The sequence below is a fragment of the Chelativorans sp. ZYF759 genome, from assembly GCF_012911015.1.
Classification (GTDB): domain Bacteria; phylum Pseudomonadota; class Alphaproteobacteria; order Rhizobiales; family Rhizobiaceae; genus ZYF759.
Genome location: NZ_WVVV01000002.1, coordinates 251350 through 264549 on the forward strand (window position 1 = coordinate 251350; position 13200 = coordinate 264549).

General features: G+C 64.0%; 15 protein-coding genes. 12 read left to right on the plus strand and 3 right to left on the minus strand.

Features of this window, described 5'->3' with window-relative positions; translation table 11 throughout:
• The first annotated feature begins 18 nt into the window (after positions 1-18).
• Positions 19-375 carry a YggT family protein gene (locus GRZ55_RS05100; RefSeq protein ID WP_169285812.1) on the plus strand — a complete coding sequence of 119 codons (357 nt, stop codon included), beginning with the start codon at positions 19-21 and terminating at the stop codon, positions 373-375.
• Between the two features lie 75 nt (positions 376-450).
• Here GRZ55_RS05100 and GRZ55_RS05105 read toward each other — a convergent pair whose 3' ends face one another.
• A complete protein-coding gene (locus GRZ55_RS05105; RefSeq protein WP_246734549.1) occupies positions 451-903 on the minus strand; it encodes an outer membrane protein assembly factor BamE in 453 nt (150 codons plus the stop codon).
• Between the two features lie 175 nt (positions 904-1078).
• Between GRZ55_RS05105 and GRZ55_RS05110 the strand changes: the two genes are divergently transcribed.
• The 11 genes from GRZ55_RS05110 (at position 1079) to GRZ55_RS05160 (ending at position 12375) form a co-directional block, all read left to right on the plus strand.
• On the plus strand, positions 1079-1633 hold the full coding sequence (locus GRZ55_RS05110; RefSeq protein ID WP_169285814.1) for a ubiquinol-cytochrome C chaperone family protein: 555 nt from the start codon (positions 1079-1081) through the stop codon (positions 1631-1633).
• Complete coding sequence (locus GRZ55_RS05115; RefSeq protein ID WP_169285815.1) at positions 1630-2196, plus strand: DUF177 domain-containing protein; 567 nt, start codon at positions 1630-1632, stop codon at positions 2194-2196. The genes GRZ55_RS05110 and GRZ55_RS05115 overlap by 4 nt, the downstream gene beginning before the upstream one ends.
• Before the next feature lie 94 nt (positions 2197-2290).
• Positions 2291-3352 carry a phosphate acyltransferase PlsX gene (gene plsX, locus GRZ55_RS05120; RefSeq protein ID WP_169285816.1) on the plus strand — a complete coding sequence of 354 codons (1062 nt, stop codon included), beginning with the start codon at positions 2291-2293 and terminating at the stop codon, positions 3350-3352.
• A gap of 3 nt (positions 3353-3355) precedes the next feature.
• On the plus strand, positions 3356-4327 hold the full coding sequence (locus tag GRZ55_RS05125; RefSeq protein ID WP_169285817.1) for a beta-ketoacyl-ACP synthase III: 972 nt from the start codon (positions 3356-3358) through the stop codon (positions 4325-4327).
• 112 nt (positions 4328-4439) lie between these two features.
• Positions 4440-4766: an integration host factor subunit alpha gene (locus GRZ55_RS05130; RefSeq protein WP_169285818.1), complete on the plus strand. Its 327-nt coding sequence runs from the start codon at positions 4440-4442 to the stop codon at positions 4764-4766.
• 111 nt (positions 4767-4877) lie between these two features.
• Complete coding sequence (locus GRZ55_RS05135; RefSeq protein WP_169285819.1) at positions 4878-5411, plus strand: MerR family transcriptional regulator; 534 nt, start codon at positions 4878-4880, stop codon at positions 5409-5411.
• Positions 5412-5618: 207 nt separating this feature from the next.
• Positions 5619-6302: an outer membrane protein gene (locus GRZ55_RS05140; protein WP_169285820.1), complete on the plus strand. Its 684-nt coding sequence runs from the start codon at positions 5619-5621 to the stop codon at positions 6300-6302.
• A gap of 702 nt (positions 6303-7004) precedes the next feature.
• Complete coding sequence (uvrA, locus tag GRZ55_RS05145; RefSeq protein ID WP_169285821.1) at positions 7005-9926, plus strand: excinuclease ABC subunit UvrA; 2922 nt, start codon at positions 7005-7007, stop codon at positions 9924-9926.
• Positions 9927-10164: 238 nt separating this feature from the next.
• A complete protein-coding gene (locus GRZ55_RS05150; RefSeq protein ID WP_169285822.1) occupies positions 10165-10476 on the plus strand; it encodes a DUF4258 domain-containing protein in 312 nt (103 codons plus the stop codon).
• A gap of 4 nt (positions 10477-10480) precedes the next feature.
• Positions 10481-10687, plus strand: a complete 207-nt coding sequence (locus GRZ55_RS05155) for a hypothetical protein (RefSeq protein WP_246734561.1) — start codon at positions 10481-10483, stop codon at positions 10685-10687.
• A gap of 209 nt (positions 10688-10896) precedes the next feature.
• Positions 10897-12375, plus strand: coding sequence for a hypothetical protein (locus tag GRZ55_RS05160; RefSeq protein WP_169285824.1), 1479 nt, complete (start codon positions 10897-10899; stop codon positions 12373-12375).
• Between the two features lie 6 nt (positions 12376-12381).
• Here the strand turns inward: GRZ55_RS05160 and GRZ55_RS05165 are convergent, their stop codons facing one another.
• Positions 12382-12771, minus strand: coding sequence for a type II toxin-antitoxin system VapC family toxin (locus GRZ55_RS05165; RefSeq protein WP_169285825.1), 390 nt, complete (start codon positions 12769-12771; stop codon positions 12382-12384).
• A complete protein-coding gene (locus tag GRZ55_RS05170; RefSeq protein ID WP_169285826.1) occupies positions 12768-13187 on the minus strand; it encodes a type II toxin-antitoxin system Phd/YefM family antitoxin in 420 nt (139 codons plus the stop codon). The genes GRZ55_RS05165 and GRZ55_RS05170 overlap by 4 nt, the downstream gene beginning before the upstream one ends.
• Between the last annotated feature and the right edge of the window lie 13 nt (positions 13188-13200).

Genomic DNA, 13200 nt, shown 5'->3' on the forward strand with positions numbered 1-13200 from the left:
GCAGATGCGGAGTTGGGGATGATCGAGGGTGTTCCGTTCTGGGCGGTGGTTGTCGATTACGCGCTGGGCGTGATCATGTGGACGCTGATCGGCCGCTTCGGCATGCGTATATTCCTGCCGGAAGACACCAAGTTCTTCTTCGCCCGCTTCTTCATCCGCGTGACCGACCCGATCCTGCGGCTCTTCGCGCCAATCACGCCGGGCTTTCTGATCCAGCCCATGGTGCCACTCTACGTGGCCTGGTTCTTCTTCATGTTCCGCTTCTACGTGATGCCCTGGCTGCTCGGCTATTCGGTCATGGGCATGCTGTCCTTCCCGCTGGAAGGCGAGATCGCCCGCGCGATCTACTATCTGGGCTCCCTGCTGACGCGCTGACGCGCGCCACATGCAGAAAGGCCCGCGGAGATCTCCACGGGCCTTTGAATTCGATTCTCGAAATGAGCGGGCCGCCTAGAGTCCCGGAAGGCTCGTCGGGCGACCGCCGCCGGCCACGCCCGCAATCATCTGCTGCAGGAAGTTCTGCTCGCGTCCCGCCGTCGGCGTGGTGCGCGAGATGAAGTCGAACACGCGCCCGTCCTGCATGCCGTAATCGGCGATCTGGGACACGCGCCCGTCCCCGCCGAAATAGACCGCCATGACGCGCTGGTCGACAATGCGCGGATTCATGAAGGCGACCGGGCGGCTGCGCGTCTGCGAGACGTAGTAATACGCCTCGTTGTCGAAGGTTGCGGTGATCGAGGGCGTGCCCAGCGCCAGCAGAACCTGCTCGCGGCTCGAGCCTTCCGGCACCATCGCCAGCATCTCTTCGTCTGCGATATAGCCCTGCTGCAGCGTCTCGCCGGGCATCAGCGTGTCCGCGGCCGTGCAGCCGGAAAGGAAGATTGCGGCGCCGCAAGCCAGCATGATGGCACGCGCACGCGTACCGGTCTCGACTGCGGACTTGCCAGATTTCTCGTTACGTACCATGTCATCCCCGTTATGGCCGTGCTTGCGCTGGCCGCCGAAAGCGGTAAACCAGCTTGGGCGCCGATGCAACATCCAGGCCGGCTCGAAGCGAGCAGCGCAAGAGAAATAGCCCATGTTCAAGCGACTTTTTGGTCTTTCGCGATCTCCCAACGAGAAGATCGTCGATTCCCTCTACGAACAAATCGTGGCGGCCGCACGGCAGCCGCGCTTCTACGCCGACTGGCTGGTGCCCGACACGCCCACCGGCCGCTTCGAGATGCTGTCGCTGCACATGTTCCTGTTTCTCAGGCGCTCGCGCACCGGCAACGAGGCCTTGGGCGCGATCGCCCAGGAGACGGTCGACATGTTCTTCACCGAAATCGACCACTCGCTGCGCGAGCTCGGCATCAGCGACACGGGCGTGCCCAGGCGCATGAAGAAGCTCGCCAGGATGTTCTACGGCCGGACCCAGACCTACACACAGGCGCTCGAGGCCGGCGACCGGACCGCCATAGCCGAGGCGCTGGCGCGCAACGTCGCGCCCTCCGATCCCGCCTGGCCGGGCGCCGACGACCTTGCCGCCTATGCGCTGGCCGCCGACCGCGCGCTGGCGCTGCAGTCCGACGCGGCCATCGTGGCGGGAAACATCTCCTTTGCCGCGCACGCCCCTGCGGAGGTTGAGCCATGAACAGCGCCCCGGCCGCACCGAGCCCGCTTGCCTACCCGATCAACGTCGCCCGCCTGCCCACGCGCGGCATGCCGCTGCGCATCGTCGCCGACGAGGACCAGCGCCGCGAACTGGCCGACGCGCACGGACTTCTGTCGGTGGAACGGCTGGAGGCCGAATTGCTGGTGACGGCCTGGAAGAGCCGCGGCGTGCGCGTCACGGGCCGGCTGCGCGCCAAGATCAGCCAGAGCTGCGTGGTAACCCTCGAACCCGTCGTCTCGCGTATGGACGAGCCGATCACCGCGGTCTTCGCCCCCGAAGGCTCGCGCCTGTTGCGCCCCGACATGGACGAGGGCGGGGAAATCCTGCTCGACGCCGAGGGACCCGACGGGCCGGAGCCCTTCAGCGGCAACGAGATCGATGCCGGTGCCCTTGTCGAGGAGTTTTTCGCGCTCGCCATCGATCCCTATCCGCGCAAGGCCGGCGTGGCGCTCGAAGCAGGTGAGGAAGCCGCCGATCCCGACGCCGAAGAGGCGCGCGGTCCCCTCCATGATCAGCTCCGGCAACTAAAGAAGAACGGCTGATCGGCCAAAACGCTGTTGTGCCCGCTCTCAAAACCGCTATTTTCGCCCGTCTCCGGCCAGGCCCGGGCTCCTTTTCATGCGAGACTGACATTTCGTGATACGCATCTCAATTGACGCCATGGGTGGCGACCACGGTCCGGAGACCATCATTCCGGGTCTCGCCATGGTTGCCGAGCGACGCCCCGACATACGCTTCGTCATCTTCGGGCAGGAGGCGCGCGTGCGCCCGGTCCTCGACGCCCACCCGCTTGTGGCCGAACGTTCCGAGTTCCACCATTGCGATGTGTCGGTGGGCATGGACGACAAGCCCAGCCAGGCGCTGCGGCGCGGGCGCTGGAAATCCTCCATGTGGCGCGCCATCGAGGCGGTGAAGAACGGCGAGGCCGACGTGTGCGTGTCTGCCGGCAACACCGGTGCGCTCATGGCCATGTCGAAATTCTGCCTGCGCACCATGGCCGACATCGAACGTCCGGCCATCGCCGCCATCTGGCCGACCATGCGCGGCGAAAGCGTGGTGCTCGATGTCGGCGCCACGATCGGCGCGGACGCGCAGCAGCTGATCGACTTCTCCATTCTCGGCGCCGCCATGGCCCGCGCCGTGCTCGGGCTGGAACGCCCCTCCATCGGCCTGCTCAATGTCGGTGTCGAGGAGATCAAGGGCCAGGAGGAGGTCAAGGAGGCCGGGCGCCTGCTGCGTGAATCCGGGCTCACGACGCTGAAATATCACGGCTTCGTGGAGGGCGACGATATCGGCAAGGGCACGGTGGACGTCGTGGTCTGCGAAGGTTTTGCCGGCAACATCGCGCTCAAGACGGCCGAGGGCACTGCCCGTCAGATCGGCACCTATCTGCGTTCGGCGATGAGCCGCACCTTGATGGCCCGCATCGGCTACCTCTTCGCCAAGGGAGCCTTCGACCGCCTCAGGGAAAAGATGGACGTCCGCAAGGCCAATGGCGGCGTCTTCCTCGGCCTCAACGGCATCGTGGTCAAGAGCCACGGCGGAACCGACGGCGAGGGCTTTGCCGCTGCCGTGGAACTCGGCTACGAGATGGTGCGGGCCGGGCTCCTGGCGGGGATCGGCGAGGAAATGGCCAGGTATCATGGCCGCGAAGCCGGACGCACGCGCGTCGAGGCGAAAACGGCGAACAAGGAATAGACGATGATCAGGTCCATCGTACGCGGCACGGGCACCGCCCTTCCCCGCCGCGTCATGAAGAATACCGATTTCGCAGGCGTCGTGGAGACTTCGGACGAGTGGATCGTCCAGCGCACCGGTATCCGCCAGCGCCACATCGCCGAGCCCGACGAGACCACGGCCTCGCTCGGTGAAGAGGCTGCCCGCAAGGCGCTGGAAGCCGCCGGGCTCACGCCGGCCGACATCGACCTGATCGTGCTGGCCACCTCGACGCCCAACAACACGTTCCCGGCCACCGCCGTCGAAATCCAGCAGAGGCTTGGCATGACGCACGGCTTCGCCTTCGACATGCAGGCGGTCTGCTCGGGCTTCGTCTACGCCGTCAACACGGCCGATCTCCACATTCGCGGCGGCATGGCCAGGCGCGCGCTTGTCATCGGCTCTGAAACCTTCTCGCGCCTGCTGGACTGGAACGACCGCACCACCTGCGTGCTTTTCGGCGATGGCGCCGGCGCGATCGTCCTGGAAGCGGCCGAAGGCGAAGGCACGCTGGCCGATCGCGGCGTGCTGGCGGCCAGCCTGCGCTCGGACGGCTGCCATCGCGACAAGCTCTATGTCGATGGCGGCCCGTCGACGACCGGCACGGTCGGTCATCTGCGCATGGAGGGCCGCGAGGTCTTCAAGCATGCCGTCTCCATGATCTCCGACGTCATCGAGACCGTCTTCGACCAGGCCGGCATCACCGCCGACGACATTGACTGGTTCGTGCCCCACCAGGCCAACAAGCGTATCATCGACGCCTCGGCCAAGAAGCTCGGCATCGCGCCCGAGAAGGTCGTCATCACCGTCGACCACCACGGCAACACCTCCGCCGCCTCCGTCCCCCTCGCCCTGCACACGGCGGTGGCCGACGGACGGATCAAAAAAGGTGATCTCGTCCTGCTTGAGGCGATGGGCGGCGGATTTACCTGGGGCGCCGTGCTCCTAAGATGGTAAACGGCTCATATACCAAGGTTTGAGCTTCCGTCCTTGACCTCGTTTGCTCAATTTCCTAACGTCTGGGCTAATTGCGGTTTTTCAAATATTTCAGCATGGTTAGGCGATCCTGATGGGGGGTAAGACCGTAACGCGCGCCGATCTGGCCGAGGCAGTCTACCGTAAGGTCGGCTTGTCGCGAACGGAATCCGCCCAGCTCGTGGAAATGGTGCTGGAGGAAATCTGCGAAGCCATTGTCCGCGGGGAAACGGTCAAGCTGTCCTCCTTCGCGACCTTCCAGGTCCGCTCCAAGAACGAGCGTGTGGGGCGCAACCCCAAGACCGGCGAGGAAGTGCCGATCTCGCCGCGGCGCGTCATGACCTTCAAGGCCTCAAACGTGCTCAAGCAGCGTATTCTGCGCTCGCACCGCACCAATTCACGCGTCGAAGAAGAGGTCTGAGGCAAGCCCGCCGCCTTATTCGGTGGATTAAGCCTTTCGGTCCACTTGAAAGTCAGCCCCCAAAAGGCTGATCATAAAGCCGATTCGTGACATCAGCACTGGGTACCCGGCATGGACAAGAGCCCCGACGCCTTCCGTACCATCAGCGAGGTCGCCGAAGATCTCGACCTGCCGCAGCACGTGCTTCGTTTCTGGGAAACGCGATTTACCCAGATCAAGCCGATGAAGCGTGGCGGCGGCCGTCGTTATTACCGGCCCCAGGATGTCGATCTGATCAAGGGCATCCGCCACATGCTCTACGACCAGGGCTATACGATCAAGGGCGTGCAGCGCCTCCTGAAGGAAAACGGCAACCAGTTCCTCGTGGCCATCGGCGCGGGCGACGTGGCCGCCGCCGAAGCCATCACCCTGCGCAAGGCGGAGGCGGAGGCGACGGCCTCCGCGGACAAGCTGGCCATCGACGACACGGTGCTCGGCAAGCCGCGCATGAAGGCCGGCCGCCGCTTCTTCGGCCTTGGCCGCACGGAAGAGGACGGCCCGGTGGAAGCCGACGAGGGGCGCCTGACCCGAGACAACCGTGCCCTCCTCCAGGAAGCGCTGTTCGACCTCCTCGAATGCAAGCGCCTGCTCGACCAGGTACGCTGACGGCAATTCCGTATACTGAGATTCCGGGCACTTGCACTGCTGCTTTGATTGACAACCAGGGCTCGTGGCGAAGTTGCCGAACGGCCACTACTTGCCTCATTTCGTTCGCCGCAAGTCCAGCTGCCCGCTCTTTCCGCTTGCCAACGGCCGTTTACTGGCGAAACCTCTGCGTGAAGGTTGCAGGCCTTCAAGGAGAGGAGACCACAAATGCTCAAGTACAGAATGGCAGTTCTGGCGACCGCACTTGCCGGGGTGGCATTGACCGCCACGCCTTCGTCAGCGGCAGATCCCAGCTATTGGGACCAGCCCAGCCCGACCTTCGACTGGAGCGGCTTCTACGTAGGTGCACATGTCGGTGCTGGCGGCAGCCGTGTTGGCTGGGAATTCATACCCGGGGGTACAACCGCCAACCACAATGGAAGTGGGGCCTTCGGCGGCATCCAGGCCGGCTACAACATGCAGTATGACAGCTTGGTCTTCGGTGCCGAGGCGGACATCTCATATGCCGGGATCAACGGCAGCACGCCGTGCCCAAATCCCGATTTTGCGTGCCAATCGCGCATCAACTGGCTGGGTTCGGCACGTCTGCGGGCCGGCTTCGCGTTCGATCAGGTTATGATCTATGGTACCGGCGGTCTCGGCTTCGGCAATGTGCGTATGCAGACGGTGGACTTGGTCGGCGCGCTCGGCACAAGTGGAGAAACCAGAACCCGGGCCGGATGGACGCTGGGTGCCGGTGCCGAGTTCGCATTCGCGGATGGCTGGTCCTTGAAGGGGGAGTATGTTTATTACGATCTCGGCAGGGCAAATTACACCGTGTTCCCTGCCCTGGAGGCCCGTGCCCGGACGCAGATCCACACCGGCAAGATCGGCGTGAACTTCCGCTGGTAGTCCGTCCGAACCGCAGTCTCTTCGAAAGCCCGGCCTCGGCCGGGCTTTTCTTTGGCCGGCATGGTCGAGGCGCCGGCCCGGCAAAAACCCCGCCGCCTTGTCCAGGCGGGCGGGGCTCTTCTGCGCGGCAACTTGGCCGCCCTGCCGGATCCTGTCCGGCTCGTGATTTCGGATGCGTCTCGGGACGGCGCCCGATGATCCGACTGTCAGTCTCTGCGATGTGGTTTGGAAACGACCTTCACGGTTTGCCGCTTGGTCCGGCGGCACCTATGAAAGGCGCGGCCCCGCGCTTCTGCGGAGCCCGTGGGACTGTCCGGTGGAGTCATTCCTTCACCTCCCTGTTGGCTTCACCAAGCCTGCCGGGCGCTGATCCGGGTGCCGCGCATCGTCGCGCAGGCCGCCCACCGGCGCCGGAGAGCGTCATCGCGCTCGTCCCGGAAAGGCACGAAACAGTCTGCGCCCGACCTGCCCCAAGGTCAAGCGAAGTCGGACGGCGCACGCCAAATGTGATCGGCCGCTTCGCCGGATGTCAGCATGTTGTTCGATATTTGTTCTTTCCGCTTGCTCCCTCCGGGAAAAAACGGGAAAACATCGCCTCCTCTTCCGCGCGCGCCTCGACGCCGGCGCGGATCGACCTACATGAGGGGCTGGCCGGGACGCCCGGGCCAGGCGCAAGAACAGCAACGAGCGGCAATCCCGGCCATGCCCGAACACAAATTCATCTCCATCCGCGGCGCGCGCGAGCACAATCTCAAGAACATCGACATCGAGCTGCCGCGCGACAGCCTGATCGTCATGACCGGCCTGTCGGGTTCCGGCAAGTCGTCGCTCGCCTTCGACACGATCTATGCCGAGGGACAGCGCCGTTATGTCGAGAGCCTGTCGGCCTACGCGCGCCAGTTCCTCGAGATGATGCAGAAGCCCGATGTCGACCAGATCGACGGGCTGTCGCCAGCCATCTCCATCGAGCAGAAGACGACCAGCCGCAACCCGCGCTCCACCGTCGGCACCGTCACCGAGATCTACGATTATCTGCGCCTGCTGATGGCGCGTGTCGGCGTTCCCTATTCGCCGGCCACCGGCCTGCCCATCGAGAGCCAGACCGTCTCCCAGATGGTCGACCGCGTCATGGCGCTGGAGGAAGGCACCCGCCTCTTGCTGCTCGCCCCCATCGTGCGCGGCCGCAAGGGCGAATACCGCAAGGAACTGGCCGAGCTGCAGAAGAAGGGGTTCCAGCGCGTCAAGATCGACGGCGCCTTCTACGAGATCGCCGACGCGCCGACGCTCGACAAGAAGTACAAGCACGACATCGACGTCGTCGTCGACCGTATCGTGGTGCGGCCCGATCTGGCGGCGCGCCTCGCGGATTCGCTGGAAACCGCGCTGAAGCTCGCCGACGGCCTGGCCGTAGCCGAATTCGCCGACCGCCCCCTGCAGGGCAAGCTGACCGGGGCCGATTCGGTCAACAAGAGCGCCAACGAGACCCACGAACGCCTCGTCTTCTCCGAAAAATTCGCCTGCCCGGTGTCAGGCTTCACCATTCCCGAGATCGAGCCGCGGCTCTTTTCCTTCAACAACCCCTTCGGCGCCTGCCCCACCTGCGATGGCCTCGGCAGCCAGCAGGCGATCGACCCGATGATGGTCGTGCCCGACGAATCCCTGACCCTGCGCGCCGGCGCCATCGCACCCTGGGCCAAGTCCACCTCGCCCTATTACCTCCAGACGCTGGAAGCGCTCGGCAAGGCCTACGGCTTCAAGGTCGCCGACCGCTGGAGCGACCTGTCCGAGGAGGCCTGTGACGCCATCCTCAACGGCACCGGCGCCCGCAAGGTCACCTTCCGCTACCAGGACGGTCTGCGTGCCTACGACACGACCAAGACCTTCGAGGGCGTGGTGCCCAACCTCCAGCGCCGCTGGAAGGAGACCGAATCGGCCTGGGCGCGCGAGGAGATCGAGCGTTACATGTCGGCCACCCCCTGCCCCGCCTGCTCGGGCTACCGGCTGAAGCCGGAGGCGCTCGCCGTCAAGATCGCCGGCCACCACATCGGCGAGATCACCGCCATGTCGATCCGCAAGGCCGCGAAATGGTTCGAGGAACTGCCGGCCTCGCTGACGCCCAAGCAGAACGAGATCGCGACCCGCATCCTCAAGGAAATCCGTGAGCGACTGCGGTTCCTGAACGATGTCGGCCTGGATTACCTGACCCTGGCACGCAATTCCGGCACGCTGTCGGGCGGCGAGAGCCAGCGCATCCGGCTCGCCTCCCAGATCGGCTCCGGCCTGACCGGCGTGCTCTACGTGCTCGACGAGCCGTCCATCGGTCTTCACCAGCGCGACAATTCCCGCCTGCTGGACACGCTCAAGCACCTGCGCGACCTCGGCAACACGGTCATCGTGGTCGAGCATGACGAGGACGCGATCCTCACCGCCGACCATGTCGTCGATATCGGCCCCGCCGCCGGAATCCATGGCGGCAGGGTCATCGCGGAGGGCAAGCCCGCCGAGATCATGGCCAACCCCGCCTCGCTCACCGGGCAGTACCTGTCGGGTGCGATGGAAATCCCGATGCGGACCGAGCCGCGTCCCATCCGGAAGGGCAAGCGCATCCGCGTGGTGGGCGCGCGCGCCAACAATCTGAAGAACGTCACCGCCGACATCCCGCTCGGCACCTTCACCGCCGTCACCGGCGTGTCGGGCGGCGGCAAGTCGACCTTCCTCATCGAGACGCTGTTCAAGGCGGCGTCCCGCCGCGTCATGGGTTCGCGCGAGCACCCCGCCGAGCACGACCGCGTCGAGGGTCTGGAATTCCTCGACAAGGTCATCGACATCGACCAGTCGCCCATCGGCCGCACGCCCCGCTCCAACCCCGCCACCTATACCGGCGCCTTCACGCCGATCCGCGACTGGTTCGCAGGCCTGCCCGAATCCAAGGCGCGCGGCTACCAGCCCGGCCGCTTCTCCTTCAACGTGAAGGGCGGGCGCTGCGAGGCCTGCCAGGGCGACGGCGTCATCAAGATCGAGATGCACTTCTTGCCCGACGTCTACGTCACCTGCGACGTCTGTCACGGCAAGCGCTACAACCGCGAGACGCTGGACGTCACCTTCAAGGGCAAGTCGATCGCCGACGTGCTCGACATGACCGTCGAGGAGGCGGCCGAGTTCTTCGCCGCCGTGCCCTCCGTGCGCGACAAGATGGAGACGCTCAAGAAGGTCGGGCTGGGTTATGTCAAGGTCGGCCAGCAGGCCACCACGCTCTCGGGCGGCGAGGCCCAGCGCATCAAGCTCGCCAAGGAACTGTCGCGCCGCGCCACCGGCAAGACGCTCTACATCCTCGACGAACCCACCACCGGCCTGCACTTCCACGACGTGGCGAAACTGCTCGAGGTGCTGCACGAACTCGTCGACCAGGGCAACACGGTCGTCGTCATCGAGCACAATCTGGAGGTCATCAAGACCGCCGACTGGGTCCTCGACCTCGGCCCCGAAGGCGGCGACGGCGGCGGCGAACTCGTCGCCCAGGGCCGCGTGGAAGACATCTGTGCCGAAGAGCGCAGCTACACCGGCCAGTTCCTCAAGGAAGTGCTGGAAAGAAGGCCGGGACGGCGGCGGGAAGCGGCGGAGTAGAGCCGTCCTCTCCGCGTCGCCCTCTTCGGACGCCGCCCCGCCGCTTCGTCATCCTCGGGCTTGACCCGAGGATCCATGCCTGAACGCCGGACAATCGGCGAAACCGGATGCGATGGCCGATCCCCCTCGGGAGACGTCCTGAAGGAAAGAGAGGCGCGCCAGAGGGCGCTGTTCTTGATAAGCTCACGCCCATGACCGGAAACCGAAGCGGTACAGGGCGCTAGGCAGTGGAGCGGTAATGGACGATCTTGTCGACCAGATACGCTCGCGTATCGAGAACGGCGCGTTCAGGGTATCCGGACACGCCCAAGGTCGATTTGACGAACGGGGTCTGCGGCTTACCGATATACTTGCAAGCGTGAAAACCTGGACGATCGTCGGGACCTATGTGCAAAGCCGCATGGGCCCATCCTTCCTGGCAAAGCACGACCTGCCGGGTGGTCCGATCCATGCGGTATCTGCCGACGCGGCCCATGCCGTTCTCGTAACCGTCTACCATCCTGACAAGGACAAGTGGGATGAACACTCCACGACCCGCCGCCAAGAGTGAACAGGTGACACGACTCGTCGACGAGGGCGCCTACATTGCGAAGGTGCCTGTCACGCTGATTTACGAGCCCGATGACCCCACCGATTGGGGGCCCTATCTGTCAGCCGATGACGCGCTCAAGCTCGACGAGGTACGACAGGCCCTGAGGCGCGGCGACATCACCGCCGCCGCCCGCCATGGGGAGGTCTTCGAACTCACGAAGGTGGCGTGAAAAGCGGGCGAACGGCTCCATAGGCCGCAGCTTGCGACAAGCGCCGCCATTACCCCGCCTCGTCATCCTCGGGCTTGACCCGAGGATCCACGCCTGAACGCTCGGCGATGGGCGAAACCGGACACGACGGCTAATCTCCCCCGCTCGTGGGGGAGATGTCCGGCGGGACAGAGGGGCGCCGTAGGGCGTGTGCGCTGATGAGCCGAAACTTGGAACGTCCACCCAAAGCCTCGGTGCATGAACTTCACGACATCGTCGCTGAAATCATTTCAGAACTCGCACGCATTCAGAATCTGCCGCGACCGTATAGGGACGAGGAGGATGACTTTCCTTTTCCTCGCGAGATCGCCGTAGGAAATGGATTAGTCGTCACAATTAGCAGGAAGATCGATCAACTCATCGGAGATGTTGCTCGATCGATGCGCAGCAGCGCGCTACTGGAAGGCCAATTCACCGCCGATGATTACCGAAAACTCGTTCGACGCGCCTTTGGACCAGCTCTTGCCAGAATTGAGCTCAGCCTCCCACTCACCCAAAACGCAAGGTCGGTTTTGGCTGACGTTGACGCAAAAGTCACCGAGGAGATCGACTGGCTTTTGAACAACGGCCGGCGGGAGTATGCGCTTGGATGCACACTCTTCACCTTCACGGACTTTCCGCCCTTTGTTATCGGCCCCGTCCGCTTTGAGCCGCGAGAGATATGGCTGGACCGAAAGGCTTCGGATGGACGCTCAGCGCGCATTAGCCGGGGCGGTCGGATAGAGCGGTTTGGGCATCAAATCGCCGATGGCCCGATTTCAAACGTTGCGAAGCGACGAATCTTGCGCGCATGGCAAGGGCAGAAGCCGAAGGGTCGCAAGCCTTCCGTCGACAGCCATAGTGAACGAGACATCATCGAAGCAATCCGCGACTGCCCGTACGTATGCAGTGTTAAGATGCCGGGGTTTGGAGACAAGGCCGGACAGGACAAGGCACTGCTGGCGGCCCGCCTCGCACTGACGACCATATCCCTAATCTGGGAAAGACCATCGAAGGCTTTGGACGGTCTCAACCTGCTTTTCGACAGGGAGATGCGGGGTCGATCACTGCTATCCTTTACGTCAGACGGCTTGATCCTCGGTGGCAGGATGACATCCAACATGCCACATGCGCCTTGGGCCAGGCGCGACGAGTTGCAAAAGCACTTTGAAGAGTTTGCAGGTGAGTTCGCGGTTGCTGGTGAGGCCTTGGAATGGCTGCTCAACCCAACGGGCAACGACCAAAGGCCACAGCTCATGAGCACAATCACACAAGCGATGATTTGGCTTCACGATGGGTGCCGCGAAATCACCGATCTCAAAGCAATCGTCAGCTTCGCGTCGTCCATGGAAATTCTCGCCGGTGGAGACGGAAAGAAATCAATTGTCAGACTTGTTCATGCTCGCCTAGGAGCTGACGAAAATACAAGAATCCATCGCGATGGTTTCAGCGTGAGAGAAGTCATCGACCAGATATACGACCAAGGCCGCACACGCTTCATCCATGGCCCAAGAAAGAAGGGCAATGATGTTTGGGGAGACAAGCTCGGCCACGACTGGTCGGAAACACGAGGAAATGCAGAACGTCTCGCGCGGATGTGTTTAGTAAGCTCCATGGAATGGTCTGCGGAAAATCCCCAAGGCGATGATCCTCGTCTCTTATTGAAATAGAACAAATCACCCCCAAACCACCTCCGCCCCCAACTTCCCCAACCCCCGGTCGCTCGACACGAGCCGCAGCCCTTCCACCATCGCCTGCGCCACCAGCATCCGGTCGAAGGGGTCACGGTGGTCGCCGGGAAGCAGGCCGGCGCGCAGCGCGTGGCGCGGCGTGACGTTGAGGATCGACAGATTGGCGGCCGCCGCCAGTTCTTCAAAGCCTTCCATGAAGGGCGCGACCTCAGGCCATTTGCCGAGCCGGAATTTCTGCGACATCTCGTAGGCCGAAATGGCGCTGACATAGGTCTCGCCCCGGTTCTGCTCGATCGTGTCGCGAAGGCGCGGGCCGATGCGCCGCTCGCCCCGCAGCCACCACACGAAGACACTGGTGTCGAAGAGCAGGCTCAAGTTTTGTCCCTGCCGGGATCGACCGCCTCATCGCCTTCCCAGGCGCGCAGTTCCTCTTCCGACAGGGGATCGAAGAACGCGTCGGGCACCGGCGGCAGATGCGCCAGCATGCCGAAACCGCGGATGCGCTTCTCCTCCGTCGGCACCAGTTTTGCCACCGGCTTGCCGTCCTGCATGATCAGAAACTCCCTGCCCGCTTTCACCGCCGCGCGCATCGCGCCGACATCGTACTCCGCCTGGCTGTCCTCCGCGAAGCCGCCGGGCGGCGAGCCACCCATGATCACTCCGCTATCGACCGGCACCAGCCGCACCGCCGGCTTGTTGCGGCGCGCGATCACGATCTCCTCGCCGGCCTCGGCACGTGCCACGAGGTCGGAAAGCCGCGTCTTGGCGTCATGCATGTTGATGATGGCCATGCACATATCCTAG

Coding starts and splice junctions, on each gene's coding strand:
- GRZ55_RS05135 (WP_169285819.1), top strand. CDS start 4,878: ATGGACAAGAGCCCCGACGCCTTCCGTACCATCAGCGAGGTCGCCGAA.
- GRZ55_RS05130 (WP_169285818.1), top strand. CDS start 4,440: ATGGGGGGTAAGACCGTAACGCGCGCCGATCTGGCCGAGGCAGTCTAC.
- uvrA (WP_169285821.1), top strand. CDS start 7,005: ATGCCCGAACACAAATTCATCTCCATCCGCGGCGCGCGCGAGCACAAT.
- GRZ55_RS05105 (WP_246734549.1), bottom strand. CDS start 903: ATGCTGGCTTGCGGCGCCGCAATCTTCCTTTCCGGCTGCACGGCCGCG.
- GRZ55_RS05125 (WP_169285817.1), top strand. CDS start 3,356: ATGATCAGGTCCATCGTACGCGGCACGGGCACCGCCCTTCCCCGCCGC.
- GRZ55_RS05140 (WP_169285820.1), top strand. CDS start 5,619: ATGCTCAAGTACAGAATGGCAGTTCTGGCGACCGCACTTGCCGGGGTG.
- GRZ55_RS05150 (WP_169285822.1), top strand. CDS start 10,165: ATGGACGATCTTGTCGACCAGATACGCTCGCGTATCGAGAACGGCGCG.
- GRZ55_RS05110 (WP_169285814.1), top strand. CDS start 1,079: ATGTTCAAGCGACTTTTTGGTCTTTCGCGATCTCCCAACGAGAAGATC.
- GRZ55_RS05100 (WP_169285812.1), top strand. CDS start 19: ATGATCGAGGGTGTTCCGTTCTGGGCGGTGGTTGTCGATTACGCGCTG.
- GRZ55_RS05115 (WP_169285815.1), top strand. CDS start 1,630: ATGAACAGCGCCCCGGCCGCACCGAGCCCGCTTGCCTACCCGATCAAC.
- GRZ55_RS05170 (WP_169285826.1), bottom strand. CDS start 13,187: ATGGCCATCATCAACATGCATGACGCCAAGACGCGGCTTTCCGACCTC.